Below are 26,514 nucleotides of genomic sequence, written 5' to 3'. Positions count from 1 at the left end.
ACTCAAGGGGTTTCGTGACCAACCTGACGATCGGACGATTATCGGCCGCGACCGGCGTGAAGGTCGAGACGATCCGCTACTATGAGCGGTCGGGCCTGATTGCGCCGCCTGCCCGGACGGATGGCAACTATCGGTCGTATTCGGACGGTGACCTTGATCGGCTGCGCTTCATCCGACGGACGCGCGACCTGGGCTTCACGCTCGAGGAGATCAGGGCGATGCTGGACCTTGCCCGTCAGCGAGACCGGTCGTGCGACACGATCGACGCGATCGCATCGAAGCATCTGGCTGACGTCGATCGCAAGATCGCGGATCTGTGGGGTCTTCGCCGTGAACTCTCCACGATCATCTCGAACTGTGCCGGCGGCACGGTTGAGGATTGCCGGATCCTGGAAGCCTTCGGCGACGAGAGATTATCCGACAACACGGTATAAGGACCGGCGAGTGGGTCAGTGGCTCCGGCACGACACCCTTGCCCGGTGAGCGAAGCCGCCGCTATGTCGTGCTGATGGGGTTCCACCGCGACATTCTGGCGCTCGACGACGAAGATCTGGAGCGATTCGTCCGCGACTGGATCGCGCGGAAGACGTCGGACTATGTCGAGGTCCAGCGTTTCTCCGGTGCAGGTGACCTCGGTCGCGACGTCGTCGGCTTCCTGACTGATCGACGGCATGAGGGACCTTGGCACAACTATCAGTGTAAGCAATATGGACGGACTCTGGCGACTTCCTCAGCGCTGCTCGAGCTCGGGAAGATCCTGTATAATAGCGACCGCGGCGAGTTCACCCCGCCGACCGCTTACTTCTTCGTCGCCCCGCGCGGGATGGGCCGGGACCTCGAGAAGTTGATCTTCAATCCATCGGCGTTGCGCACCGCATTGATCGATCGGTGGGAACCGGTCTGTGCCAAAAAGATCGTGCGGGGACAGACCATCGCGCTGGAAGGCTCGCTCCTCACCTCGATTAACGCGTTCGACTTCGGCCAGGTCAAGCGGCTGACCGTCGACGACATCCTCGGCGACGAGGTGGCGGCGCCGGTGCTGGCGAAGTGGTTCGGTGCTGATCCGGGTCCCGCGCCGCGCGGCATCGTACCGGTGAACGTGGACGTCCGGGAGCAACCCTATCTCAGCCAACTCGTTGATGCATATGGCGAGCGTGCCGGATCGCCGTTCGATGACCACGTCGCGGTGGGCGGACATGCCGAGTTCGGCGAGCACCTGCAGGACCAGCGAAAGCGGTTCTTCGAGGCCGACGCCTTCAATCGCTTTTATCGTGACAACACGCTGGAGGAGGATCTCGAGGCGCTTCACGACGACGTCTACCATGGGGTGAGCGGTCATTACCGTGGCAATCACGGTGACACGCTTGGGCGCATTGACGCCGTGATGTCGCAGGCTGCGACCGTGACGCCGGGCGGCCTGCTTGCGCGGCACGCGCGGGTGCCCGTCAAGCAGGGCTTTTGCCATCACTTCGCCAACGACGGGAAGTTCGTGTGGAAGAGGTGATCGACCGGCCCGAGCAGATAGGGCTGTTCAACAGCAAGCTCGAGACAGGCACCCGTGCGGTCGTCGTGCTGGACGCCGCCTATCCGCGGTCGCTCGATCTCGCCCGGCTGACCTGGTTCGACCATCTTGTCGTGCACACAGGGGACGCCGGCGGCCCGCCCAGCTTGCATCCCCCACTGCCGGAGCGGACGGGCGAACTGCTCGTTCGCCGACGGCTCGTTGAGGACAGTCTGACCCTCATGCGGCGTGTCCACCTCGTCGATGCCGTGGCCGACGAACATGGTGTCTCGTTCCGCGCGAGCGACGAGGCCGCACCGTTCGTCAGTCTGATGCGGACTGAATATGCTCAGGCGCTGAAGACCTGCGCCAGGTGGCTGGTCGATCATTTCGCCGATCTCTCGGCCGAGGAGCTGGCACGGCGTGTCGAGCATCGATTGGACAGGTGGTCGGTCGAGTTCAGTTCGGATAGCGTCCAGCCCGGTGGTGGATCCTGATGGCGATCGTCATCCGCAAGGTCGCGTTTTCGGGTCCGGGCATTTTTTCCGAGCTCGACTTCGTTAACGGCCTCAATCTTGTTTATGGCGCCTCGAACACCGGCAAGTCCTTCGCCACCAAGGCGATCGACTACATGCTGGGCGGCTCCCGGCTGCTGCCGGACATCAGCGAGAGACGCCCGTATGAGCGGGCATGGCTGGCCCTGTCGACACCGGACGGCGACGAGATGCTGTCGCGCGCGCTGGCTGGCGGGAATTTCGCGGTCCGCCCCGGACTGGCTATCCCCCAGGATGGTGCGGAGGATGTCCGCGTGCTCGGCGCCAAGCACGATCACACCGACGACGCGAACCTGTCGCAGTTCCTGTTGGGTCAGGTCGGACTGCGCGGGAAGCGGATCGCAGTCGACGCGAATGGCAAGAAGCGGTCGCTCAGCTTCCGGGACGTATCGCGCTTCTGCATCGTCGATGAGACGACGATCCAAAGCGAGGGTTCGCCGATTCAGACCGGAAGCCCGGTGACCCAGACCGCCGAGCGCAGCGCCTTCAAGCTGCTGCTGACCGGGATCGACGACAGTGCGATCGTCGAGGTGGTGGACAGTCGCACGTTCAAGTCGTCCACCACGGCCCAGATCGAGATGCTGGATGACATGCTCGCGGCTGTGGACGCGGAGATCGAGAACGGGTTCGCCGACGCGAACGGACTGAAGGACCAGGGCGATCGCCTCGAGGCGACCTTTACCGCTGCCCAAGCCGATCTCGACGCGGCGCAGGGCTCGATTCGAGACTTGCTCGAAGGCAAGCGGCGTCTGGGGCTTGAGATCTCGATGGCAACGACCCGCCTCGACGACATCGACTTGAGCCTTGAGCGGTTCGCGCAGCTCGATTCGGTCTATGTGTCCGACATCCAGCGCCTTGAGGCGCTGGACGAGGCGGGATTCCTTCTGACGCTGGGCGGCGGGCGCGACTGCCCGCTGTGCGGGGCCGCGCCCGACAGCCAGCATCATCATGAGGAGGTCGGCGACGTCGAGCGTGTTCGCGCGGCAGCAGCGGCCGAGGCCGCGAAGATCGTCAGGCAGCGCGCCGACTTGGCAAGCACCATGGCTCAGTTGGCGTCGGATCGGCAGAGATTGCGGGGCCATCTGCCCACGATACAAGGAAGGCTGCAGGACACCGAGGCGCAGCTGGAACGTTTAACGCCAGGCGCCACCGAGGCGCGTCGCGCCATGTCCGAGATCATGGAGGTGCGCGACCAGGTGAGACGCGGCTTGGCGCTGCTGGATCAGCGGAAATCGCTTCTGGAACGCCGCGCCGAGATCGCGGCGCGCAAGCCTGCCGGGAAGGCCGATCGTCCACGTATTGGGGTGGACGGACCGACGGTGCACGAGTTCGCCCAGGTGGTCAGCGAGGTTCTCACCGCTTGGAATTTCCCCGGCGACCGCCACGTGTCGTTCGACGAGGCAAGCTATGATCTCCGAATTGACGGCAAGCTGCGTGGTTACAACGGCAAGGGCGTTCGCGCGATTACGCATGCTGCGTTCAAGGTGGCACTGCTGATCTTCTGCAAACAACGGGGGCTGCCGCACCCCGGCTTCCTGGTGCTCGACACACCGTTGCTGACCTATCGCGATCCGATCGGTGACGACACGCTGACGGACGAGGAGCGTCTGCTCGCTGCATCTTCGCTCAAGCAGCACTTCTTCACCCACCTCGCATCCCTGTCGGATGTCGGCCAGTTTATCGTCGTTGAGAATGTCGATCCGCCAAGCGATCTGGCAGCCATTGCCAACGTGGTTGTCTTCCGTGGTGGAGCTGGTGGACGGTCAGGTCTGCTGTAGGCCGGCCGCCTACTGCTGCGTCGCGCCTGTCTGCGGCAGTGCGTCGCGCGCCGGATCCGGGACGGAGCCATCTGATCTAACCATAGCCTTTCGCTCCGAATATCGATTGATTAGTTGCTCCGCATGCGGGCGCATCAACACGGTAAAGCGCACCAGCTCCTCCATCACGTCGACGATGCGGTCGTAATAGCTGGACGGCAGCATGCGCCCAGCTTCGTCGAATTCCTTGTAGGCCATGGTGACCGACGATTGGTTGGGGATCGTGAACATCCGCATCCAGCGTCCGAGCAGGCGCAGCGTGTTGACGCTGTTGAACGACTGCGATCCCGCCGACACCTGCATGACGGCGAGCGTTCGGCCTTGGGTCGGACGCATGCCGCCCATCGATAGTGGCAGGTGATCGATCTGCGTCTTCATTACGCCTGTGATCTGGCCATGCCGCTCGGGACTGCACCAGACGTGGCCCTCACTCCACATCGACAGTTCGCGCAGTTCCTGCACGGCGGGATGATCGTCGCCTGCGATCTGGTCTGGCAGCGGCAGGTCGAATGGGTCGAAGATTCGGGTCTCGGCTCCGAACAACTGGAGCAGACGCGCCGCCTCCTCGATGCATAGCCGCGAGAACGAGCGCTCCCGCAGCGAGCCGTAGAGCAGCAGGATACGCGGTGGGGGCTGATCAGGGCCGAGGCCAAGCGCCGGACGGGGAAGAGCGTATGCCGGATCAAGAGCGGGCAGCGCATTTGCATCATTGAGGTGGCGCAGCCGGGTCATGGCAGGACCTTTACAAGGTAGGTCGCGCTCGCGGGGCAGAGCGAGGTGAACTGCGCGGAGGTGGCGATCGCCGGTGGTGCTTGGCCTCGGTCGGCGTCTACGTAGCCGAGGGTGCGGAAGAACGGCGCCGCGCCCGTCGTCAGGAGGTGGAGGCGGTCGACCGCGCCGTCGCAGACTAGCTCGAGACGACGGACGAGTTCGCGCCCGTGACCCCGACCCCTGCGGCTCCGCATTACCACCAGCGACCGGATCAGTCGGTCAGATCCTTCCCCCTCCAGACCCACGTAGCCGATCGGACCGTCCTGATCGGATAGCCGGAAGAACAGCTGGCTAGGCTCGTCTAGGTCGTCGATCGGTAAGCCGGCGATTTCCAACTGGAGTTGGAGCACGTCACGGCCCCCGCGCGGAATGTCTGTGAACGTGAGGCTGGTCATGTGTGCGCTCCGGACTCGTACCATCCACGCGTCCGCTTCACGATCGACACAACGGAGAGCATGACGGGAACCTCGACCAGCACGCCCACGACCGTGGCGAGCGCAGCGCCGCTGTTCAGTCCGAACAGGCTGATGGCGGCGGCGACAGCGAGTTCGAAGAAGTTCGATGCGCCGATCAGCGCTGCCGGCGCCGCGACGCACCAGGCGACGCCGAAGCGACGGGACAGCCAGTATGCGAGGCCGGCGTTGAGGTAGACCTGGATCAGGATCGGCACGGCGAGGAGCGCGATCACCGCAGGCTGCGCCAGGATCTGCTCACCCTGGAATCCGAACAGCAGCAGGAGGGTCGCGAGTAGGGCGATCAGCGATATCGGACCGAGGCGCGACAGCAAAACATCGAACGCGGGCTGTCCGCCGCCGGCCAGCACGGCTCGACGCAGAACCTGAGCGACGATGACGGGCACCACGATGTAGAGCGCAACCGATAGCAGGAGCGTGTCCCAAGGCACCGTGATCGCGGCCACGCCGAGCAGCAGCGACACCAGCGGGGCGAACAGGAAGATCATCAGCACGTCGTTCAGCGCGACCTGACCGAGGGTGTAGGTCGGATCGCCCTCGCAGAGGTTCGACCATACGAAGACCATCGCAGTGCAAGGTGCCGCGGCGAGGAGGATGAGCCCCGCGATGTAGGACGGCCCCTGTCCGGCAGGCAGCATGTCGGCGAATAGCCAGCCTATGAAGATGGTGCCAAGCGCCGCCATGCTGAACGGCTTCACGGCCCAGTTGATGAAGAGCGTGACGCCCACGCCGCGCCAGTGCTGCCGCACGGAACCGAGCGAGCCGAAGTCGATCTTCAGCAGCATCGGGATGATCATCAGCCAGATCAGGGCGGCCACCAAGAGGTTGACGCTCGCCACCTCGGCCGAGGCGATCGTTGCGAACGCTCCGGGCAGCAGATGCCCGAGACCGATGCCGACGACGATGCATAGCGCCACCCAGAGCGTAAGGTAGCGTTCGAACGTGCCCATGCCGGGACGCTGTGCTTCGGATGCGAGCGTCGCCATCAGGCGATCCGCTGGCCGGAGGGGGCGACGACCTGCTCGCCGTCCTCCTTGGCGAACGCGCCTCGCTGCGCTTCGGGCAGGATGTCGAGCACCGCTTCGGATGGGCGGCATAGGCGCACACCGATCGGCGTCACGACGAGCGGACGGTTGATCAGAATGGGATGATCCATCATCGCGTTGACCAGCCCCTCGTCGCTGATGGCATGGTCGCCCAAGCCCAGGTCGGCGTAGGGCGTGCCCTTCTCGCGCAGCAGGTCGCGTGGCTGCATTCCGGCGCGCTCGATGAGTTCGACGAGCAGTGCGCGGGTGGGCGGTGTCTTCAGATACTCGACGACGTGCGGCTCGATGCCGGCATTGCGGATCATGGCCAGCGTGTTGCGGGACGTGCCGCAGTCCGGATTGTGGTAGATGACGACGTCGGTCACGAGGGGTCTCCAGGTCAGCAGCAGGCGAGTTCGGAGAGGAGCGGCTCGCATAGCTCAGGGCGCGACTGGCAGCAGTCCCTGGCCAGGAAAAGCATCAGCGTCCGCAGCGTCACGATGTCGGCGCGCTGGACGAAGTTGCGACCGCGTCTTTCGGTGATCACCAACCCTGCCTTGGCGAGAACCGCCAGATGCGTCGAGAAGGTGCTCTGCGAGATCGCCGCGCGCTCGACCAGCTGACCGGTCGTCAGGCCTTCAGGTTCATGCGCGACGAGCGCCTTGAACGTCTGGAGGCGCGTCGGGTGGGCCAGGGCGCCGAGCGCGGCAAGGGCTTCACTGTCATTCACGCATCGGGATTACACGATGGGTGACTTTTCATCAAGAAGGATCGGTCTTTCCCGATGCGTTCTGCCCCTTAGTCGCAATGCAATCTCCGCGTCCGCGCTGGCATTCGTTCAGATCGGCCTGAAGCTGGCAGCACACCTCCGCGCAGCCGGCGCAGCAGTCCTTGATCAGGAACACCGTCAGGTGTCGGATCATGTCGGGCACGGCGCGGTAGAAGATGTTCCGACCAGCCCGGCGGGATGCGGTCAACCCCGCCTGCGAAAGGATCGTCAGGTGGCTGCTCATCGTGTTCGATGGGGTGCCCGTCTTCTCTGCCAGAACGCCGGCGGTCATGCCTTCGTCCCCGGCGCGCGCGAGTAGCGAGAAGACCGCGAGCCTGGTCGGCTGGGCCAGTGCGCTCATGACGGTGATGGCCTTCATCTTTTCCATTCCTCTAGAATAACCGAAAGGACCACGGTCACAAGGGCCTTGTCCCCGCCTGATTCAAAACGGCACAGGTCACCAACAGTTCGACATATCTAGAAGGGTTGAACTATCGGACCCTGTAGCTACTTTAGGGTTGCAGCCCACCTTACCGCCGGGAGGGACGCGATCGGAAGGGATCGGCGGACGGAGAATACGCATGAACATGATGACGATGTTCGATGTGGCCAGCGCGACTCCGGCGATGCCGATCGTACGATATGACGATCCGCTGGAGGATGACGCCCCCACGGATGTCGCGGTCACGACGACCCGCCGAGGGCTGGTCCGCTTGGCGCTCGTTGCCGCCGAGACGGGCGCTCGCTTCCAGCGGGAAGGCGTGGCGCACGACCCGATGAGCTGGCTGCTCGCACCCCGCGCGCTATTCGAGGGTGCCAGCGCGATCGATGCCTGTCTCACTCGTCAGGCGTGCGTGCGCGGCATCCTCATCCACGGTCTTTCGCTCGGGCTCGACGCTGAACCCGGTGTGATCGATGACCTGGTCGGTGCGGACGATGAAGGCGGGCCCGATACGCAGGCTGATCGGCGGAGCGCCGACATCCTGCCGTTCAGCCGGGCGGTCGCGCCGGCGCCGCGGCTCTTCACCGCGACGGTCGTGTCGCACGACGGCTTCGAGAGCATCCAGGCCTTCCACGCGTCGCTGGCTACGGAGGAAGCCGAGGTCGCGGGCCGGCTGTATTGCCGGATGGGTGCGGCTTCGGCCGACGCGCGCATCGTCGCCGGTTTCGACCCGGCCGACCCGCTGGTCGCGGCGCTGGTGTCCCCTGCGATGTGCGACACGCTCGCGCTCGTGGCCGAAGACCCCGACTCGCCGCTGGCTGCCGGCCTCGATGTGAACGTCGAGCAGCGCTTCTGCAGCTGACGGCGGGAGCCTTACGCTGGCCGACGCCGGACATCGCTTCAACGGACAATGGAGGTGATATGCGGGACGAGCCTCTCGGCCCTGATCTGCTGTGCGCCGTCGATACGGCCGATGACGTCCGCATCCTGCGGCGGCTCGATATCCGCGAGGGGCTGACCGGCGTCGGTGGCACCGTCGACACGGGCATCGGCGTGGTTGTCGACTGCGAGACGACCGGCATCGGCGAGGACGACGTCATCGTCGAACTCGCCTTGCGCAGGATCCGCTTCGATCCGGATGGCGTGATCGTGAAGATCGATCGGGCGTATAGCTGGCTAGAGGATCCGGGGTCGCCCTTGCCGGACGACATCGTCCGCCTGACCGGTCTGACGGACGACGACCTGAAGGGTCAGGTCATCGACGACGACGCCGTTCGGCGGCTGCTGACTTCCGCGGATTTCGTATGTGCGCACAACGCGACGTTCGACCGCGGCATGTTTGAGCGGCGGATCGATGGCATCGGCGACCTGGCTTGGGCTTGCTCGTGCAACGACGTGGACTGGCGCGCGCGGGGCTTCGACGGAAGGTCGCTCGGCTGGCTGCTCGCGCAGGTGGGCTTCTATCACGGTGCCCACCGCGCGACCGACGACGTGGATGCCGTGATCGCCTTGCTCGGCCACCGGTTCGAGACGGGCGGCACGGCGCTGGCGGACATGCTCGGGCAGGCGCGTGCGCCGAGCTGGCGCTTTCGTGCCGTCGGCGCGGCGTTCGATCTCAAGGATAGGCTGCGGGCGCGCGGCTACAGGTGGGACGCCACGGCGAAGAACTGGTGGCGCGAGGTGCCGGACAGCAGGCGTTCCGAGGAGGAATGGTGGCTCGCCGGTCATGTCTACAGCGTCGACGCCAATCCGAAGGCTTTGGGCCCGCTGATCGAGCGGGTGACCTGGCACGAACGCTACGCGCCCTCGGCGGGCCGCGGGTGAAGACACCTACAACCTAGAAGGAGACAGTTATGGCAAAGAAGCCAAAGACGACCACGGCGATCGTGCTGGTGGCGACCGCAGTCCAGCACCGGCCGCTGGCGGGCACCGACATCATGCCGGTGGAGGTGTACCACGTGCGCGATCGCCACCCGTCGGGTGATGGTCCCTGGAGCGCCGAGGCGGACAAGGTGTCGTGGATCGACCCCGACACCGGGCTGCCGTGCATCATGCGCAGGGGCAACGACGGCGCGCTGTGCGGATACGTCGGCGTCGGACCGGACCACCCGCTCGCCGGCGTCGGCGAGGAGGCGCTGCCCCACGACCCGCCGATCATCGTGCACGGCGGCGTCGACTACGCGTCGCCCTGCGAGGAGTATGAGCCGCAGGAGGTCTCGGTCTGTCACATCCGCGTGCCGCGGCAGGTGTCCGGTCGGTCGTCCGCGACGATGAACCCGCCCTTCGACGCCCGCACGATGGTCGCGCTGACCAAGCTGCCCGACGAGGTCTGGTGGTTCGGCTTCTCGTGCAACCAGCCCTACGACCTGGTCCCCAAGGACCGTCACCACATCCGGGCGTTGGGCCTTGAGAACGGCAGGGTGTATCGCGACGAGCGCTACGTCGTCCGCGAGATCACCAATCTCGCTGCTCAGCTCCACGCGATTGGCGAAGGGCAGCCGATGCCCGAGTTGAAGGGCGAGCGCCCGCCCGTTGGCCTCGCCGAATACGATCCTGTGCGGCGCCGGTGAGATACGAGGACATCCGCAACCCCGCGCTGCCCTGGGGTTATTGGCTACATGCCGACTCGTCGCCCCATGGCGGCCCGCTGATCGACGAGGAGGGTCGCCGCTGGAAGACGGTGCGCGAGGCCTTTTGGATCGGCCGGCTGGGCATGCCCGGCACGCTGATGATTGAGGAGAACCTCGAGCGGCTGATGGCGCATCTGGCCGCGGTCAGCCGGCGCGTCGTCCATGTCGCGGAGAGCGCTCACGACCTGTTCGCCGGAGAGCAGGACTTCGACCGCTTCTACCGGACCTGGGTCTATGCCCAGGGTCTGACGGGTGGTGACCCGCCGTTCGGGACCGGCATCAGCGCCGAGGGCAACGCCGCGCTCGTCATGCTCGCCTCGACGCGGCCGTCGCAGGTGCGCGGCGTCCCCATCGGGACGGAGTCGATCCAGACGCTCGCCCCGTCGAAGGCGTCGGACGCGGAGATCGCCGCCTGGCTGGATCGGGTTGAGGCGCTCGCCGCCAAGCTGCCCTACAGGTTCGAGCGCCGCGAACTGTGGCGCAAGCCCGCGGTCGCGCTGGTGGGGGATGGCCTCGGCGAGGTGGTGCCGCTGCGCCGAACCCTGTGGATGCAGTCGTTCACCGACAATCCATCGCGGGATCGCTTTCACGTATGGCTCGCCCACCGCCTCGACCGCTGGGAGAGCTGGGGTGCGATGGCCTACAGACGAGGCGCGCCGGTCTTGACCCAGCATCTGCTGGCGATGGTCATGACGGGCCCCGACGACCCGGATGGCGGCGTCGCGCCCGGACGCGGTCGCCGGCTGCTGTGACGGCCGTCACGCGGACGGATCCGGCAACGGCCGCCGACCGGCGGCGGCTGAGGGCGGCGAGAGCTGAGGCACGCAGGCGCATCCGCGAAGCGACGCGGCGTTGCGGGGATGCGAGGCGCGAGGCGTTCCGGGAGGAGATGGGAGCGACGATCCGATCGGCATCGCCCTTCCTAATATCGTTGGCTACAAGCCAAGGTTTCTCGCTGGACGATCTTGCCGAACGGCTTGAGCCTTCGTCCAAGTGGCCACGCTCGCCTGCGGTGTATCGGGATGATAGCGCTAAGTTGCGGCACGTCCGCGATGTCCATCGTGACTATCTGGCGCACACCGCTTCAGGCTGGACCACGGCCGTCCGGCTCCGTGCCGTCGGCCACGGCATGACCTTCATGTGGTCGGCGGACGGCTGGGCTCACCTGCAGGTCATCGATCACTCGCTCGAAGTTGAATGCCAGATCGGGCCGGTGAGGTTCGTGACGCTGTTTGGCGAACTAAGGATGGAGCTGGATCTGCGTATTCCCGCCACCCTTGCGGAGGCCTGCGTAGGACGCGCGGCGTCGACAATCGTAGAACATGTCGCCCTGCGGGGACGCGGCTGGCCCATCGTCGCGGTGGAAGATCCGGAGCCCGCGGTTCTCGGACAGACGCTGATCGTCGCGACCAACGCGGTGGCCTACCGCATGCCATGGGCACGCTAATTCACCCCTTCACGGTCAATGTGGACCATGGACGCGTTAGCGTGCAAGACCTTGTTAGGTTGCCAACTGGGCGTCGTTAACGTGCCATGACAATCATGTTGGTGGGCCCGGCAGGACTCGAACCCGCAACCTAGCCGTTATGAGCGGCCAGCTCTAACCATTGAGCTACAGGCCCCACCTGGGCGTTCGCTAGCGCAACCGGCGGCAAAGAAAAAGCCGGTGCGTGGGGTCGCGCATCACGAAAAAGGGCGCCTCCCAGTCGGGAGGCGCCCTTCGAGATCGTGCGACAGCAGGATCGGCGCGCCGGGCAAGCCCGACGCCGCGCGATTACAGGTTGTCGGCCTTGGCCTCGGCTGCGTCACGGACGTTGTCCGCTGCGGCGTTCGTGTTGTCGGCAACGTTCTCGAGCACGGCAGCAGCCGAGGCGTTCGAGGTGTTGTCGGCCAGCGCGTCGATGTTGTCGGCCTGCGCTTCCATGTTGTCGGCCAGCATGTCACCGTTGTTCTCAACGGCGGCAGCTTCAGGCGACTTGTGGCAGGCAGCGACGGACATCAGGCCGGCGGCAGCGAGAACGAAAGCGATCTTCTTCATTCGGTTGCTCCCAAGCAAAGCAAAGCAAAATCGCGGCCGGCCCGATCGCCGTCGCGAGACAGCTCAAATACCGCACGACTCCCCCCGGTCAATCACGAAATTCACCGAGGCGAAAGGTTCCGACATTCTTTGGCCGTTATCGCCGCGGCGTGACCGCGCCGATTTCCTCGGGCGCATTGGCCACCACGGCGAGCATCGCGGTCCATGCCGCGACGTTCTGGCGGAGCTGTTCGGGGTCGATCCGGTCGAGCGTGTCGTCGGGCGTATGGTGCGTGTCGAAATAGCGCGTGCCGTCCTGGTTGAGATCGATCGCGGCGACGCCGAGCGCCAGCGTCGGGCCGACGTCGGTGCCGTCGCCACCCACGCCCGCACCGCGGCCGATGCCCAGCGGGGCGAGGGCGGTCTGCAGCCGCTCGGCGATCGGCTTCGCGGTTTCGGGCAGATTGACCTCGTAGCGCCAGATGCGATCCGCACCGAAATCGCTCTCGCCCGCGGTCGCATGGCGCTCGGCGCCGTGCACCCGCGCATAATCCTTGCCGCCATAGCCGCCCGGCTCCTCCGCGCCGAACCAGACGACGCGGATCGTCCGCTTCGGGCGCGGGCCGTCGAGCAGGCGCTTGGCGGCGGCGGTGGTGATCGCGACGCCCGAGGCATCGTCGATCGCGCCGGTGCCGAGGTCCCAGCTGTCGAGATGGCCGCCGACCAACACGATCCCCGCCTTGGGGTCGCTGCCCGGCACTTCGGCGATGACGTTGCCCGAGGTGCCGGTGCCGGCGAAGCGCGGGGTAAGCACCAGCTTGAGCGTGATCGGCTTGCCGCGATCGGCGATCCGTTCGAGCAATTCGGCATCGCTGACCGACAGCGCCGCCGCGGGGATCGGCGCGACGCCGGCGGGGAAGTCGGTGACCCCGGTATGCGGGTTGCGATGATGATCGGTGCCGATCGACTTGATGACGATCGCCGCCGCGCCCTTGCTCGCCGCCAGCGCCGGGCCGACGAAGCGCGCCGGGCCATAAGCGCCGTAGCTCGACCCGTCCTGCGTCGGCACCATCGCATTGCCGACATAGACGATCTTGCCGCGCACCGCCGCGGCGGGCGCGTTGGCGAGATCGCCATAGGTGCGGAACACCGCGACCGGGGCGGTAAGGCCCGCGGCAGGCGTCGCGCCGGAATTGCCGAGGGCGACCAGCTTGAGCGCCTGCGGGAAGGGTGCGACCACTTCGGCGCGCTCCTCGCCGCGCAGCCAGACCGGCATCTGATAGGTCTCGACGTGGACGTTCTTGAAGCCGAGCGCCTTGAGCTTGGCGACGCCCCAGGTCCGCGCCCGCGCCTCCGCCTCGGTCGCCGCCAGCCGCTGGCCGACCTCGGTGGTCAGCCCCTCGACGATGTCATAGGCGACGTCGTCCTTGAGCGCGGCGTCGCGCAGCGCCGCGACCTTGGCATCGACCGGGGCGGGCAGGGGCGGCGCGCTATGCTGCGCCGCCAGCGCGGTGGAAGAGGCGAGGGCCAGCAAGGCCAGTGCGATACGCGTCATTCGGTCGGTTCCCCTGTTCGGTCGTATCGCCGGGGTGTGAGCGATGGCCGCGCCGAGCACAAGCCGGGGCGGGCGGCGGCGGCGGCATTTGCACGGGGGGCATCGGATCGCTACATGCCGCTCCAAGATTTCCCGTCCTTATCGATCAGGAGCCGTCGGCACATGGCCGTCCAGTATACCTACGTCATGAAGGGTCTGACCAAGACCTTCCCGGGCGCGAACAAGCCCGTTCTGAACAACATCCATCTGCAATTCATTCCGTCCGCCAAAATCGCGATCATCGGTCCCAACGGCGCCGGCAAGTCGACGCTGATGAAGATCATGGCGGGCATGGACCCCGATTTCACCGGCGAGGCTTGGGCGGCGGAAGGTGTGCGCGTCGGCTATCTCGCGCAGGAGCCGCAGCTCGATCCGACCAAGGACGTGATGGGCAACGTCAAGGACGGCGTGCGTCCGGTCGCCGACCTCGTCGATCGCTTCAACGCCATCTCGGCCGAGATGGGCGATCCCAAGGACGACACCGACTTCGACGCGTTGCTCGAGGAGATGGGCGACCTGCAGGCCAAGATCGACGCGATCGACGGCTGGACGCTCGACAGCCAGCTCGAGCAGGCGATGGAAGCGCTGCGCTGCCCGCCGGGCGACGCCGAGGTTACCCGCCTGTCGGGCGGCGAGAAGCGCCGCGTCGCCTTGTGCAAGCTGTTGCTCGAAAAGCCCGACATCCTGCTGCTCGACGAACCGACCAACCACCTCGACGCCGAGAGTGTGTCGTGGCTGGAAAATTACCTCAAGGAATATAACGGCAACGTCATTCTGGTGACGCACGATCGCTACTTCCTCGACAATGTCGTAAACTGGGTGCTCGAGCTCGATCGCGGCCGCTATTACACCTATGAGAGCAACTATTCGGGCTATCTCGAAAAGAAGGCCAAGCGGCTGGAGCAGGAGGAGCGCGAGGAGGCCGGCAAGCAGAAGGCGATCGCGGACGAGCTGGCCTGGATGCGTCAGACCCCCAAGGCGCGCCAGACCAAGTCGAAGGCGCGTATCCGCGCATTCGACGAGCTGATGGCGAAGCAGGAGAATCGCGTCGCCGGCAAGGCGCAGATCCTCATCCAGCTGCCCGAGCGGCTGGGCGGCAAGGTGATCGAGGCCAAGGGCCTGACCAAGGCCTATGGCGACAAATTGCTGTTCGACGGGCTCGACTTCACGCTGCCGCCGGGCGGCATCGTCGGCGTCATTGGGCCGAACGGCGCGGGCAAGTCGACGTTGTTCAAGCTGATCACCGGGCAGGAACAGCCCGACAGCGGCACGATCGAGGTCGGTTCGACGGTGAAGCTCGGCTATGTCGACCAGAGCCGCGACGATCTCGATCCCAACAAGAACGTCTGGCAGGAGATTTCCGACGAGCTCGAGGTCTTCCGGTTCGGCAAGCAGGAGCTGGGTACGCGCGCCTATGTCGGCGCCTTCAACTTCCGCGGTCCGGACCAGCAGAAGAAGGTCGGCCAGCTCTCGGGCGGTGAACGCAACCGCGTCCATATGGCCAAGATGCTCAAGGAGGGCGGCAACGTCCTGCTGCTCGACGAACCGACCAACGATCTCGACGTCGAGACACTGCGCGCGCTCGAGGAGGCGCTGGAGACGTTCGCGGGCTGCGCGGTGGTGATCAGCCACGATCGCTTCTTCCTCGATCGGCTGTGCACGCACATCCTCGCCTTCGAGGGCGACAGCCACGTCGAATGGTTCGAGGGCAATTACGAGAGCTACGAGGAAGACAAGCGCCGTCGCCTGGGCGATGCGGCCGATCGTCCGACACGGCTGGCGTACAAGAAGCTCACGCGCTGAGCGGGCAGGGGCGGCTTCGGAAACGGCGCCGCCCGTCTCGTCGCGAAATCAGCGCATTTCTTTTAGATGACCCGGTCACCCCAGGCTTGTTCCGGGGTGACCGGGTGGGCGTGATGCCGACGGTCCCTAAGAAAAAGGCGTATCGGGATCAAAGGCCGTTGGTCGAGACCGTCAAGCCCGGGATCGTCGCCGCCGCGAGCGGTTGGCCGATCGCGACACGGCGATGGTGACGAAACGTCAACCCGGCGGGGGAAGACATGAGATGGATGATCCTGCTCTCAACCTCCACCACCCAATATTCGGCGATGCCCGCGGCGGCATAGGCTTCGCGCTTGCGGCCCATGTCGATCGCAAGCGTCGTCGAGGATATTTCGACGATCAGGGCGACGGAGGCGGAAGGGATGGCTCCGGGCCCGCGCGGTTCGCGGGTCAGCACGATATCCGGTTGTGGCATGTCGTTGTCGGAGATGAAGACGCTGCCGCCGGTCGGATAGAGCGTCGACCCGATCGTTTCGAGCATGCGGCGAAGGCGATAGGTCAGCTCGTCGCGGACGAAGGAATGCGGACGGTATTCCGGCGCCATGACGAGCACGTCTCCCCCGATCAATTCCGTCCGCCGGTCGTCAAACGCATCGGCATCGCAGAGACGAAGATAGTCCTCGACCCGCAGGGCATATTTTCCGGGGGAAAGACGGTCCCGCGCCAACATGGCGTTTATATACCATTCGGAACCGTCGGACGAAAGGCTACCGCACCCGCTTGACGAAGATCCGCCCGTCTTCGCGGCGTTCGGTCTGGAAGTTCGGCACCGCCTGGATCAGGTCGGATAGCTGCTGATAGCCATAGTTGCGCGCGTCGAAGCTCGACCGGTTGCCGGCGAGCTGGCCCATCGCCGACAGGCTGACATAGCCTTTCTCGTCGCGCTTGACCGACTGATAGGCGTCGATCAGCAAGGCGATCAGTTCGGGATCGATCGGCTTCTTCGCCTTGGGCGCGGCGATCGACGGCGGTAGCGATTCGCCGATCGGCACGTCGACGTTGGCCGGCTTGGCCGCGACCGCTGCGGGCATCGCCTCGGCCTTCGCCTCGCTGACCAGGGCGCCGACGTCGATGAAGCGCGTGCATGCCTGTTTGAACGCCTCGGGCGTCTTGAGATTGCCGAAGCCATAGACGGGGATGCCGTCCTGGCGGATGCGCATCGCCAGCGGCATGAAGTCGCTGTCCGACGACATGATGCCGAAGCCGCCGATCCGGCCGCGGAACAGCAGGTCCATCGCGTCGATCGTCATCTTCATGTCGGTGGCGTTCTTGCCCTTGGTCAGGTCGAACTGCTGCTGCGGCTCGATGCCGTGCTTGAGCGTCATGTCGCGCCAGCCCTTGAGCGCGGGCTTCGACCAATTGCCGTAGACGCGGCGGATGTTGACCGTGCCCAGTTCGGCGAGCACGGTCAGCACGGGATCGATCGCATGCCAGGAGGCATTGTCGGCGTCGATCAGCAGGGCGATGTTGCGATTGTTGTCGTCGGGCATCCGCCCGGCCTATCAGAGCCCGGTCAGCCCCGCCAGCGCAGCGCGTCGACGCTCCACCGCCCGCCACCGGCTGCGGCAAGGTACAGAAAGCCGAAGCAATAGAGGATCGCCGCCTCGCCGCCATTGGCGAGCGGCAGCCAGCCCTGTGGCGCATGCGCGAGGAAATAGGCCACCGCCATCTGCCCCGACAGGAGGAAGGCGACCGGCCGGGTCAGCAGCCCAACCGCGATCAGCGCGCCGCCGACCAGTTCGAGCCCCCCCGCCACGGTAAGCAGCGGATTGAGCGGCATCGAAAAAGGCGGCAAGCCGAAGAACTTCGATACGCCGTGACCGAGAAACAGCAGGCCAAGCACGAAACGGAAGACGCTGAGGAGATAAGGCGACCAGCGGTCGGGGATCGGCATGAGCGGGGACCTTTCGTTGTCGACCCGAAACATCGCGCGATCGATCGTCCGGCGCAATGCGAAGGGCCGAAACGGTCCGTTGCCGCTCACGCCTCGGGATAGCGGATCGCGATCACCTCATAGTCCTTCTCGCCCGCGGGTAGCAGCACGCGGCGCACGTCGCCCACCGTCGCGCCGCGCAGCGCGCGGGCGATCGGTGCGTTCCAGCCGATCCGGCCGGCGCCCGCTTCCGCCTCGTCGTCGCCGACCAGCGTCAGCACGCGCGTCGCATCGTCCTCGTCGGCGATCGTCACCGTTGCGCCGAACCAGACGCGGGTGCGGTCCTCCGCGCGCGCGGGATCGACGACCTTGGCCGCCTTCATCCGCTTCGACAGCCAGCCGAGCCGCCGGTCGATCTCGCGCAACCGCTTGCGGCCGTAGATATAGTCGCCGTTCTCCGACCGGTCGCCGTTACCCGCCGCCCAGGCGATCGTATCGACCAACGCCGGCCGTTCGCTGCCGAACAAACGCTCATATTCCGCGCGCAGCACCGCATAGCCCGCGGGCGTGATGTAATTCGGCCGTTGCTCCATCGCCATGGCTCAGCCCGGCCGGCCCTTGCCGAGATACCAGCTCGTATTCGCCGGCCCGCGGCTCTTGGCGCGCGCCGGGTTGATGAGGTCGTAGACGACGGCATTCTCGACCACGCGCTGCACGTAGTTGCGCGTCTCCTGATAGGGGATCGCCTCGATCCAATCGACCATGTCGACCGCGCCGGTGCGCGGGTCGCCGTTGGCGCGCAGCCATTTGTTCACGTTGCCGCCGCCCGCATTATACGCCGCGATCGCCAGCGGATAGCTGCCGTAGATGTTGAATACGCGCTGGAAATAGCTCGACCCCAGCATGATCGAGATGTTGGGATCGGTGGTCAGCGAGGCGGGGTCGTAGGCGATGCCGATCTTGCCCGATTGCTCGCGCGCGGTAGCGGGCATCAGCTGCATCAGGCCGCGCGCACCGGCATGGCTGACCGCGGTCTTGTCGAACTGGCTCTCCTGCCGCGCGATCGCGTGGATCAGCGTCCAATTGTCCTCGTAACCCACCGGCACCGCGACCGTCGGGAAACCCGTCGCGGAATAATCGCTGAGGCCGTTCTGCATCGCGCTGCGCCCGACCAGCACGCCGAGATCCGGCCGGCCGATCTGCTTCGACAGCTCGGCGGCGAGCAGATGGTCGGTCGGGCTGGTGGCGTCCGCGGCGATCTGGCGGATGAACGCGGTCTGGTCCTGCCACTGGCCGATCTGGCCGAGGAAGCGCGCGGCGCGCACCGTTTCGCGGCTGGCGAAGGCCTGCCGCACCTCGGGCGCGATCGCCGGCGTGCCGATCCGCGGCGGCGCGACCAACGGCCGCCCGGTCCGCTCCAGCGCCAACTGGCCGTAGAATTGATCGCGATAGCCCGCCGCCTGCGCGAAATAGCCCGCGGCCTCCGCCGATTTGCCCGCCGCCTCCGCGGCGCGGCCGGCCCAATAGAAGCCCTTGGCGCGCGTCTGCGGCGCCTGCGAACCGCGGCCGTATCGCTCGAACATCACCATCGCATCCGCAGGCCGGCCGAGCTGCTTCATCGCGGTCTGCCCGGCGAGCCAGACCAGGCTCGTATAATCGTCGCGCTCGCCATAGGGTTTGGTCGAGACGTCGGTGCCGGCCGGATAGGCATCGTCGACCTGCCGCGCGATGTCATAGGCGAGCTGATACTGGCCGTCCGCCGCCGCGCCACGCGCATTGGTCAGCAGCACCTCATACCAGGCCTCGACCGCGCCCGGCCGCCCGGCGAGCGTCCGCGGCCGCGCCAGCCAGCTCCGCGCGGTCGGCGACGCGCCCGAATTGCGCAGCCAGACGGCGCGATCGGCGACATAGCCGGGGTCGGTCGCATATTGATCCTGCGTCCGCATCGCGAGGTCGGCGGCATTGGCCGCATTGGTGCGGAAGGCGAGCCGCGCTTCGAACACCGGGCGTCGCGCCGGGCTGGTATAGGCGATCTGGCGCGAGGCGACTCCCGTCGCATTCTGCCACAGCAACGCGTCCATCCGCGCATCGTGATCGTCGGGCGTCAGTGCGCTCGCGAAGCTCGTCAGGATCGTCGCCTCGTCGTTCGCCGATAGCCCGCCCTTGCGCCACGCGGCGCGCGCGGCGGCCTGCGCCTCGGCGGTGCGACCCACCGCCTGATAGGCGCGCGCCTGCGCGACGAGCCCCGCGGTCGACTGCGGCGGGAAGCGGGTGAAGAAGGCGAGCACGCTGTTCGGCGAGGCATTGACCGCCTGGCGCTCCGCCGCGCGGCGGTTGGCGGTCTGGCTCGGCCAGCCGGGATGCGCCATCAGGAAGCCGGCGTAGCTGTCGAACGGCAGCGCGTCGGTCTGCTGGATCGTCTTCCACTGCGCGATGGCGGCGGCGATCGCCCCGTCGGCGGGCGATTGGGGCGCCTGCGGCGACATGTTCGCCATCTGCGTGCGATAGCGTTCGAGCGCGTCGGGGCTGCTCGCCTGATTGCTCGGCGGCACCTGCTGCTGTACGGGCGCCGCGGTCACTCCGGCGAAGGCGGCGATGAGGATCGAGATCGGCAGGCTGGTCGGGTGCATGTGGACATCATACGGTCTCGACCCGTATCTGTCCTGAACGAAAATCCCGACTGGCCGCAGCAGGAGCCCGAAAAGTCCCATGTTCTCTGGTTCCATCCCCGCTCTGGTCACGCCCTTCGCCGCCGACGGGGCGTTCGACGAAGCCGTCTACCGTGATCTTATAGAGTGGCAGATCGCCGAAGGGTCGTCGGCGCTGGTCCCCTGCGGCACCACCGGCGAAGCGGCGACGCTGACCGCCGACGAGCATTTCGGCATCGTCCGCATCTGCGTCGAACAGGCGGCGGGCCGCGTGCCGGTGATCGCCGGCGCCGGATCGAACGACACGCAGGTCGCCGCCGCGAACATCGCGCGGGCGCGGGAGGCGGGCGCCGACGCCGCGCTGATGGTCCCGCCTTATTACAACCGCCCGAGCCAGGAGGGCATCTATCAGCATTTCGCGCATCTCGCCGCGCGCGCCGAACTGCCGATCGTGCTCTACAACGTTCCCGGCCGCACGGTGACCGACATCCAGCCGGCGACGCTGGTGCGGATCGTTACCGCCTTTCCCGACATCTTCGTCGCGGTGAAGGACGCGAGCGGCGCGATCGCACGCGTCTCGGCGCATCGTGCCGGCTGCGGACCCGACTTCGTCCAGCTCTCGGGCAACGACGACATGGCGCTGGCGTTCAACGCGATGGGGGGCAGGGGGTGCATCTCCGTCTCCGCGAACGTCGCGCCGCGGCTGTGCGCAGACTTCCAGGCGGCGTGCCAGGCGGGCGATTATGCCGCCGCATTGGCGTTGCAGGATCGCTTGTATCCGTTGCACGACGCTTTGTTCTCGGACGCGTCGCCCGGGCCGGTGAAGTACGCGATGACGCGCGTGAGGCCGGGCTTTCCGAAGGGGCTGCGTCTGCCGATGACGTGGCCCGCGGAGGCGTCGCGGGCGGCGGTGGACGCCGCACTCGCACATGCGGGGCTTATCTAAGTCCTCCCTCGCTTTAGCGGGGGAGGGGGACCGCCCGCGTAGCGGGTGGTGGAGGGGGCGTCTCCGCAAACGCTAGGTCGCCGTATCCTCCCCCTCCGTCAGGCCTAACGGCCTGCCACCTCCCCCTGGCGGGGGAGGAATAAGGGCGGAGAGGGAATTAGACCGTCCAAACGATATCAGCCGCCCCCGCTTCCCCTCGCTCGCAACACCTCCTACATCGCCCCCACATGTCGCGTCCCAAACCTGCCACCTTCGACAAGAAGAAGATCGTCGCCGAGAACCGCAAGGCCCGGTTCGAATATACGATCGACACCGTCTACGAGGCGGGCATCGCGCTCACCGGCACCGAGGTGAAGTCGCTCCGCTTCGGCGAGGGCAGTATCGCCGAGAGCTATGCCGAGGTGCGCGACGGATCGGTGTGGCTGGTCAACGCCAACGTTCCCGAATTCAGCCACGGCAACCGCTTCAACCACGAAGCCAAGCGTCCGCGCAAATTGCTGCTCCACGAGCGCGAGATCAACAAACTCCACGGCGCCGTCGCACGCGAGGGCATGACGCTGGTCCCGCTCAGCGTCTATTTCAACGGCCGTGGTCGGGCGAAGGTCGAGCTGGCGCTCGCCAAGGGCCGCAAGGACCACGACAAGCGCGCCGCGATCAAGGAACGCGAGTGGAAGCGCGAAGCCGGCCGCATCATGCGCGACCGCGGCTGACCCCGGCGACCGACGCGAGCATGTTCCACAAGAGCGTCGCCTGGTGTCGTCGCAACATGCCGACGCGCGAATCGATGGAATCGAACCGGCTGCTGCGCCCGGTCGCGCATCGGGTGATGGAGCCGGGCCTGTGGCGGTTCAACCGCCGGTCGGTGCCGCGCGGCGTCGCGCTCGGCATGGTCGCCGGCTTCCTGTTCCCGGTCGCGCAGATCGCGATCGCCGCGCTGTTCGCGCTGCCGTTCCGCGCCAACGTCCCGGTCGCCGCGCTCACCACCTTCATCACCAATCCGCTGACCACGCCCTTCCTGTGGTTCCTCGCCTATCGCATCGGCGCCTGGGTGCTGCACAGCGACGCGCCGGCGATCGTCCAGCCGGTGGCGGAGGCGACCGACTGGCTGCACCGCGTCACCGGCGCGCTCGGCTGGCTGTGGGACAAGGGGCCGGCGTTCGCACTCGGCCTCGTCATCCTGACCAGCGTCTGCGCCGGCCTCGGCTATGCGTTGAGCGCGTTCGGCTGGCGGCTGTGGATCGCGCGCAAATGGCGTCACCGTCATGCGCCAAACCGGGTTTGACGGGCCGTGCCAAGCCGGTACAACACGCAGCATAATATTCGACAAGACAGGGGGATTTTGATGCGTAAACAGGTACTTGCCGCCATTCTGCTCGCTTCGGCCGCATCCGGCGCGGTCTATGCGCAGACCAATGCGCGCTCCGCGACGGCACCCGTCGCCACCGATGGCAAGCCGAAGCTCGGCGATTTCGGCGTCGACCTGACCGCGATGGATCGCAAGATCGCGCCCGGCGACGATTTCTACAATTACATCAACGGCGCGTGGATGGCGCGTACCGAAATCCCCGCCGACAAGGCGAGCTGGGGCGGCTTTGGCATCCTGCGCGACCTGTCCGACACCCGCACCAAAGCGGTGATCGAAGGCGCGGCGGCCAGCCCGAGCAGCGATCCCGTCGCCGCCAAGATCGGCGACACCTATGCGACCTTCATGGACGCCGCGACGATCGAGGCGGCGGGCGCCGCGCCGCTCAAGCCCTATCTCGCCAAGATCGCCGCGATCCGCTCGCAGAGCGATCTCGCCAAGGCGTTCGGCGAGGCGACGATGCACGGCATCGACGTGCCGGTCGGCGCCGGCGTCGAGCAGGACCTCAAGGATAATACGGTCTATGCCGTCTATCTCGGCCAGGGTGGCCTCGGCCTGCCGGATCGCGACTATTACCTCAAGGACGACGCCAAATTCGCCGAGGCGCGGACCAAATACGTCACCTATATCGCCGACATGCTGCGCATGGCCGGCCAGCCCGACCCGCAGGGTTCGGCGCAGCGCATCTACGATCTCGAAAAGCAGATCGCGCAGGTCCATTGGGAACGCGCCGAGCTGCGCCAGGTCGAGAAGGGGTACAACCCCGCGCAGGTCGCCGATCTCGCGACCAGCATGCCGGGCTTCGACTGGAAGGCGATGCTCACCGCGCAGGGTCTCGGCGCGCAGACCCGCGTCATCGTCGGCCAGCCCTCGGCGCTGACCGGCACCGCGAAGATCATCGCCGCCACGCCGCTGCCGGTGTGGAAGGAATATCTGGCGTTCCACACGATCTCCAACGCCGCACCGTTGCTGTCGTCGAACTTCGTCAACACCCAGTTCGCCTTCTTCGGCACGACGCTCAACGGCACGCCGCAGCTCAAGGAGCGCTGGAAGCGCGGCGTCGACCTCGTCAACGGCAGCCTCGGCGAGGCGGTCGGCCAGATCTACGTCCAGAAATATTTCCCGCCCGAGGCGAAGGCCAAGGCCGACGAGCTGGTCCACAACCTCATCGTCGCGATGGACGCGCGCCTCGCCAAGCTCGAATGGATGGCGCCCGAGACCAAGGTGAAGGCGCGCGCCAAGCTCGCCGCCTTCACGCCGAAGATCGGCTATCCCGACAAGTTCCGCGACTATACCGCGCTGCGCGTCGTCAAGGGTGACGTGCTGGGCAATGCCGACCGCGTCGCCGAATTCGAATACAACCGCCAGCTCAACAAGATCGGCAAGCCGGTCGACCGCAGCGAATGGTTCATGACGCCGCAGACGGTCAACGCCTACGCCAACCCGCTGATGAACGAGGTGGTCTTCCCGGCCGCGATCCTCCAGCCGCCGTTCTTCGACCCCAATGCCGATCCGGCGGTGAACTACGGCGCGATCGGCGCGGTGATCGGCCACGAGCTGAGCCATCACTTCGACGATCAGGGCCGCAAGTTCGATCCGAAGGGCAATTTCGCCGATTGGTGGACGCCCGCCGACGTCCAGCGCTTCACCGCGCTGACCGACAAGGTCGTCGCGCAATATGGCGCCTACGAGCCGATCGCGGGCAGCCACGTCAACGGCAAGCTGACGCTCGGCGAGAATATGGCCGATCTCGCCGGCATCAACGTCGCCTATGACGCGTACAAGCTGTCGCTCAAGGGCAAGAAGCCGCCGGTGCTCGACGGTTTCACCGGCGACCAGCGCTTCTTCATGGGCTTCGGCCAGGTCTGGCAGACCAAGGCGCGCGAAGCCTCGATCAAGAACCAGCTCACCACCGATCCGCACACGCCGGGCCAGTGGCGCGCCTATGTCGTCCGCAACCTCGACGCCTGGTATCCGGCGTTCGACGTGAAGCCGGGGCAGAAATATTATCTCGCCCCCGCCGACCGCATCAAGATCTGGTAATCCTTCGCTTTTCCGCCGCCCGCTCTGACAAGAGCGGGCGGCGTTTTTCGTTTCCGGAGACGTTATGAAGTCCTTCCTCATCGCCGGGCTGCTCGGCGCACCGGCGCTTGCCGGCATCGTCCACGCCCAGACGGCACCCGCGCCGGCCGCCGTCACGTCGGGCAAGCCCGAACTCGGCACCTACGGCTTCGACACCGCCGGCATGAACACCGCGGTCGCGCCCGGCGACGATTTCTACGAATATGCCAACGGCACCTGGGCCAAGACGACTGCGATCCCCGCCGACAAATCGAGCTTCGGCGCGTTCGACGTGCTCGCCGATCGGTCGCGCGACCGCACCCGCGGCATCCTCGACACCGCCGCTGGGACGCGCGGGTCGAAGATCGGCACCGCTTATGCGACCTATCTCGACACCGCGGGGATCGAGAAGAAGGGCCTGGCCCCGATCAAGCCGTGGCTCGCCGAGATCAAGGCGGCGACCAAGGCGAGCTATCCGACGCTGATCGCCAAGGCGGCGCGGCAGGGAGTCGGCACGCCGTTCGGCACCGGCGTCGGCCAGGATGCCAAGAGCCCCGAAGTCTATATCGTCGGCATCCGTCAGGCCGGCCTCGGCCTGCCCGATCGCGATTATTACCTCGACGCCAAGAACGCCAAGGAGAAGGCGGGCTATGAGGCGCATATCGCCAAGATGTTCACCCTCGCCGGCGAAACCGATGCCGCGGCACGCGCCAAGGCGCTGGTCGACTTCGAGACGCAGATCGCGCAGGTGAGCTGGACGCGGATCGACAGCCGCGACGCCAACAAGACCTATAACAAGACGAGCGTCGCCGACCTCTCGCGCAGCGCGCCGGGCTTCGACTTCGTCACCTATCTGAAGGCGCTGGGCACGCCGGTCGACAGCCTCAACGTCAGCCAGCCTTCGGCGATCACCGGCATCGCCAAGCTGATCGCCGACGTTCCGATCGCGGTGCTGCAGGACCAATTGCTGATCCGCAGCCTCGACAATTACGCCGACGTGCTGCCCGCCGCCTTCGATCAGGAGCAATTCGCCTTCTACGGCACCTTGCTCTCGGGCACGCCGCAGCAGGAGGAGCGCTGGAAGCGCGCGGTCGGCTTCACCAGCGGCGCGCTGTCCGACGAGGTCAGCAAGGTCTATGTCGCGCAATATTTCCCGCCCGAGACCAAGGCGGCGGCCGACAGCCTCGTCAGGAACGTGCTGGCGGCGATGGGTACGCGCATCGACAAGCTCGACTGGATGGCGCCGGAGACCAAGGTCAAGGCGCATGCCAAGCTCGCCGCCTTCACCCCCAAGATCGGCTATCCCGACCGCTGGCGCGACTATTCGGCGCTGAAGATCGTCCCCGGCGACGCCTTTGGCAATGAACGCCGCGCGGCGGAATGGCGCTACGCCTATAACATCGGCCATCTCGGCAAGCCGTTGCAGCGCTGGGAATGGGGCATGACGCCGATGACGGTCAACGCTTATGCCAATTTCGGCATGGTCGAGATCGTGTTCCCCGCCGCGATCCTGCAGCCGCCGTTCTTCGATCCCAACGCCGATCCGGCGGTGAATTACGGCGGCATCGGCGCGGTGATCGGTCACGAACTCAGCCACCATTTCGACGACCAGGGCTCGAAATACGACGCCAAGGGCCAGCTCACCGATTGGTGGACGCCGCAGGACGTCGCACGCTTCAAGGCGCTCACCGCCAAGCTCGTCGCCGAATATGACGCCTACGAGCCGCTGCCCGGCATGCACGTCAAGGGCGCGCTCACGCTCGGCGAGAACACCGCCGATCTCGCCGGCCTGTCGGTCGCTTATGATGCGTACAAGACGTCGCTGAACGGGCGCGCGGCGCCGGTGATCGACGGCATGACCGGCGACCAGCGCTTCTACCTCGGCTGGGCGCAGGTCTGGCGCCGCAACTATCGCGAGGCCAATCTCAAGCAGCGGCTGATGACCGATCCGCACAGCCCGTCGCAGCAGCGCACCTGGGTCGTCCGCAACCTCGACCCCTGGTATGCCGCGTTCAAGCCCGCCCCGACCGGCAAGATCGTCCTGCCGCCCGAACAGCGCGTGCGCATCTGGTAGCAGGACGGGGTTCCGGCGATCGCCAGAGGCAAGCCGTCACCCGGAGTCGTTTCGGGGTGACGGCGGTCGCTGCGTGATCGCCCGCCCCGCGGGGGATTTGGCCATCGCGGAAAG

General features: G+C 66.3%; 28 protein-coding genes and 1 tRNA gene. 15 read left to right on the top strand and 14 right to left on the bottom strand.

The window, feature by feature from the left end; genetic code table 11:
* The first annotated feature begins 14 nt into the window (after window positions 1-14).
* The 4 genes from ACLBWH_RS00710 to ACLBWH_RS00695 all read left to right on the top strand — a co-directional run bounded on the left by ACLBWH_RS00710 (window position 15) and on the right by ACLBWH_RS00695 (window position 3,833).
* Complete coding sequence (locus tag ACLBWH_RS00710; protein WP_447796038.1) at window positions 15-434, top strand: MerR family transcriptional regulator; 420 nt, start codon at window positions 15-17, stop codon at window positions 432-434.
* Window positions 435-508: 74 nt separating this feature from the next.
* Window positions 509-1,504 (top strand): ABC-three component system protein, encoded by a 996-nt coding sequence (locus ACLBWH_RS00705; protein ID WP_447796036.1) that lies wholly within the window; start codon window positions 509-511, stop codon window positions 1,502-1,504.
* Complete coding sequence (locus tag ACLBWH_RS00700; RefSeq protein WP_447796034.1) at window positions 1,492-1,998, top strand: ABC-three component system middle component 2; 507 nt, start codon at window positions 1,492-1,494, stop codon at window positions 1,996-1,998. The genes ACLBWH_RS00705 and ACLBWH_RS00700 overlap by 13 nt, the downstream gene beginning before the upstream one ends.
* Window positions 1,998-3,833 carry a hypothetical protein gene (locus ACLBWH_RS00695; protein ID WP_447796033.1) on the top strand — a complete coding sequence of 612 codons (1,836 nt, stop codon included), beginning with the start codon at window positions 1,998-2,000 and terminating at the stop codon, window positions 3,831-3,833. Before ACLBWH_RS00700 ends, ACLBWH_RS00695 begins: the two co-directional genes overlap by 1 nt.
* Window positions 3,834-3,842: 9 nt before the next feature.
* Here the strand turns inward: ACLBWH_RS00695 and arsH are convergent, their stop codons facing one another.
* From arsH to ACLBWH_RS00665, 6 genes are read right to left on the bottom strand one after another with little or no spacing between them, the layout of a single operon-like run.
* Entirely contained in the window at window positions 3,843-4,604 is a 762-nt protein-coding gene (arsH, locus tag ACLBWH_RS00690; RefSeq protein WP_447796031.1) for an arsenical resistance protein ArsH, read from the bottom strand.
* Window positions 4,601-5,038, bottom strand: coding sequence for an arsenic resistance N-acetyltransferase ArsN2 (arsN2, locus tag ACLBWH_RS00685; protein ID WP_447796029.1), 438 nt, complete (start codon window positions 5,036-5,038; stop codon window positions 4,601-4,603). The genes arsH and arsN2 overlap by 4 nt, the downstream gene beginning before the upstream one ends.
* Window positions 5,035-6,102 carry an ACR3 family arsenite efflux transporter gene (gene arsB / locus ACLBWH_RS00680; RefSeq protein WP_447796027.1) on the bottom strand — a complete coding sequence of 356 codons (1,068 nt, stop codon included), beginning with the start codon at window positions 6,100-6,102 and terminating at the stop codon, window positions 5,035-5,037. The genes arsN2 and arsB overlap by 4 nt, the downstream gene beginning before the upstream one ends.
* A complete protein-coding gene (gene arsC / locus ACLBWH_RS00675; RefSeq protein WP_447796025.1) occupies window positions 6,102-6,527 on the bottom strand; it encodes an arsenate reductase (glutaredoxin) in 426 nt (141 codons plus the stop codon). Before arsC ends, arsB begins: the two co-directional genes overlap by 1 nt.
* A gap of 14 nt (window positions 6,528-6,541) precedes the next feature.
* Window positions 6,542-6,871, bottom strand: a complete 330-nt coding sequence (locus ACLBWH_RS00670) for an ArsR/SmtB family transcription factor (protein ID WP_447796024.1) — start codon at window positions 6,869-6,871, stop codon at window positions 6,542-6,544.
* A gap of 31 nt (window positions 6,872-6,902) precedes the next feature.
* Window positions 6,903-7,289: an ArsR/SmtB family transcription factor gene (locus tag ACLBWH_RS00665; RefSeq protein WP_447796022.1), complete on the bottom strand. Its 387-nt coding sequence runs from the start codon at window positions 7,287-7,289 to the stop codon at window positions 6,903-6,905.
* Between the two features lie 202 nt (window positions 7,290-7,491).
* Here ACLBWH_RS00665 and ACLBWH_RS00660 point away from each other — a divergent pair, with 202 nt between their 5' ends.
* The 5 genes from ACLBWH_RS00660 (at window position 7,492) to ACLBWH_RS00640 (ending at window position 11,429) form a co-directional block, all read left to right on the top strand.
* The gene (locus ACLBWH_RS00660; RefSeq protein WP_447796020.1) at window positions 7,492-8,214 is read left to right on the top strand and encodes a hypothetical protein; all 723 of its coding nucleotides are present in this window, start codon (window positions 7,492-7,494) and stop codon (window positions 8,212-8,214) included.
* A 59-nt stretch (window positions 8,215-8,273) separates the two neighbouring features.
* Entirely contained in the window at window positions 8,274-9,176 is a 903-nt protein-coding gene (locus tag ACLBWH_RS00655; protein ID WP_447796018.1) for a 3'-5' exonuclease, read from the top strand.
* A 29-nt stretch (window positions 9,177-9,205) separates the two neighbouring features.
* Window positions 9,206-9,922: a hypothetical protein gene (locus ACLBWH_RS00650; RefSeq protein ID WP_447796016.1), complete on the top strand. Its 717-nt coding sequence runs from the start codon at window positions 9,206-9,208 to the stop codon at window positions 9,920-9,922.
* Window positions 9,919-10,734 carry a hypothetical protein gene (locus tag ACLBWH_RS00645; RefSeq protein ID WP_447796014.1) on the top strand — a complete coding sequence of 272 codons (816 nt, stop codon included), beginning with the start codon at window positions 9,919-9,921 and terminating at the stop codon, window positions 10,732-10,734. Before ACLBWH_RS00650 ends, ACLBWH_RS00645 begins: the two co-directional genes overlap by 4 nt.
* A 284-nt stretch (window positions 10,735-11,018) precedes the next feature.
* A complete protein-coding gene (locus ACLBWH_RS00640; RefSeq protein WP_447796012.1) occupies window positions 11,019-11,429 on the top strand; it encodes a hypothetical protein in 411 nt (136 codons plus the stop codon).
* A 99-nt stretch (window positions 11,430-11,528) separates the two neighbouring features.
* On the opposite strand, the gene ACLBWH_RS00635 is transcribed toward ACLBWH_RS00640, so the two are convergent.
* The 3 genes from ACLBWH_RS00635 to ACLBWH_RS00625 form a co-directional block, all read right to left on the bottom strand.
* Window positions 11,529-11,604, bottom strand: a tRNA-Ile gene (locus ACLBWH_RS00635).
* 152 nt (window positions 11,605-11,756) lie between these two features.
* Window positions 11,757-12,020 carry a hypothetical protein gene (locus ACLBWH_RS00630; RefSeq protein WP_322849254.1) on the bottom strand — a complete coding sequence of 88 codons (264 nt, stop codon included), beginning with the start codon at window positions 12,018-12,020 and terminating at the stop codon, window positions 11,757-11,759.
* A gap of 136 nt (window positions 12,021-12,156) precedes the next feature.
* A complete protein-coding gene (locus ACLBWH_RS00625) occupies window positions 12,157-13,554 on the bottom strand; it encodes a M20/M25/M40 family metallo-hydrolase (RefSeq protein WP_447796011.1) in 1,398 nt (465 codons plus the stop codon).
* A 162-nt stretch (window positions 13,555-13,716) separates the two neighbouring features.
* Here ACLBWH_RS00625 and ettA point away from each other — a divergent pair, with 162 nt between their 5' ends.
* On the top strand, window positions 13,717-15,396 hold the full coding sequence (gene ettA, locus ACLBWH_RS00620) for an energy-dependent translational throttle protein EttA (RefSeq protein ID WP_447796009.1): 1,680 nt from the start codon (window positions 13,717-13,719) through the stop codon (window positions 15,394-15,396).
* 148 nt (window positions 15,397-15,544) lie between these two features.
* On the opposite strand, the gene ACLBWH_RS00615 is transcribed toward ettA, so the two are convergent.
* The 5 genes from ACLBWH_RS00615 to ACLBWH_RS00595 all read right to left on the bottom strand — a co-directional run bounded on the left by ACLBWH_RS00615 (window position 15,545) and on the right by ACLBWH_RS00595 (window position 19,938).
* Window positions 15,545-16,105: a Uma2 family endonuclease gene (locus ACLBWH_RS00615; protein ID WP_447796007.1), complete on the bottom strand. Its 561-nt coding sequence runs from the start codon at window positions 16,103-16,105 to the stop codon at window positions 15,545-15,547.
* 37 nt (window positions 16,106-16,142) lie between these two features.
* Entirely contained in the window at window positions 16,143-16,925 is a 783-nt protein-coding gene (locus ACLBWH_RS00610) for an NYN domain-containing protein (RefSeq protein WP_322849258.1), read from the bottom strand.
* 23 nt (window positions 16,926-16,948) lie between these two features.
* Window positions 16,949-17,329 carry a DoxX family protein gene (locus tag ACLBWH_RS00605; protein WP_447796005.1) on the bottom strand — a complete coding sequence of 127 codons (381 nt, stop codon included), beginning with the start codon at window positions 17,327-17,329 and terminating at the stop codon, window positions 16,949-16,951.
* A gap of 86 nt (window positions 17,330-17,415) precedes the next feature.
* Window positions 17,416-17,901: a GreA/GreB family elongation factor gene (locus ACLBWH_RS00600; protein WP_447796003.1), complete on the bottom strand. Its 486-nt coding sequence runs from the start codon at window positions 17,899-17,901 to the stop codon at window positions 17,416-17,418.
* Between the two features lie 9 nt (window positions 17,902-17,910).
* On the bottom strand, window positions 17,911-19,938 hold the full coding sequence (locus ACLBWH_RS00595) for a lytic transglycosylase domain-containing protein (RefSeq protein WP_447796002.1): 2,028 nt from the start codon (window positions 19,936-19,938) through the stop codon (window positions 17,911-17,913).
* A gap of 79 nt (window positions 19,939-20,017) precedes the next feature.
* On the opposite strand from ACLBWH_RS00595, the gene dapA reads away from it, so the two are divergent.
* From dapA to ACLBWH_RS00570, 5 genes are all read left to right on the top strand, one after another.
* On the top strand, window positions 20,018-20,902 hold the full coding sequence (gene dapA, locus ACLBWH_RS00590) for a 4-hydroxy-tetrahydrodipicolinate synthase (RefSeq protein WP_322849262.1): 885 nt from the start codon (window positions 20,018-20,020) through the stop codon (window positions 20,900-20,902).
* Window positions 20,903-21,129: 227 nt separating this feature from the next.
* Window positions 21,130-21,612: an SsrA-binding protein SmpB gene (smpB, locus tag ACLBWH_RS00585; RefSeq protein WP_038659218.1), complete on the top strand. Its 483-nt coding sequence runs from the start codon at window positions 21,130-21,132 to the stop codon at window positions 21,610-21,612.
* 20 nt (window positions 21,613-21,632) lie between these two features.
* Entirely contained in the window at window positions 21,633-22,184 is a 552-nt protein-coding gene (locus tag ACLBWH_RS00580; protein WP_447795999.1) for a DUF2062 domain-containing protein, read from the top strand.
* A gap of 60 nt (window positions 22,185-22,244) precedes the next feature.
* The gene (locus ACLBWH_RS00575) at window positions 22,245-24,308 is read left to right on the top strand and encodes a M13 family metallopeptidase (protein WP_447795997.1); all 2,064 of its coding nucleotides are present in this window, start codon (window positions 22,245-22,247) and stop codon (window positions 24,306-24,308) included.
* Between the two features lie 64 nt (window positions 24,309-24,372).
* Window positions 24,373-26,400: a M13 family metallopeptidase gene (locus ACLBWH_RS00570; RefSeq protein WP_447795996.1), complete on the top strand. Its 2,028-nt coding sequence runs from the start codon at window positions 24,373-24,375 to the stop codon at window positions 26,398-26,400.
* Window positions 26,401-26,514 lie beyond the last annotated feature (114 nt).

This window comes from Sphingomonas sp. M6A6_1c (genome assembly GCF_053345135.1).
This window is presented reverse-complemented; position numbering and strand designations above follow the sequence as displayed.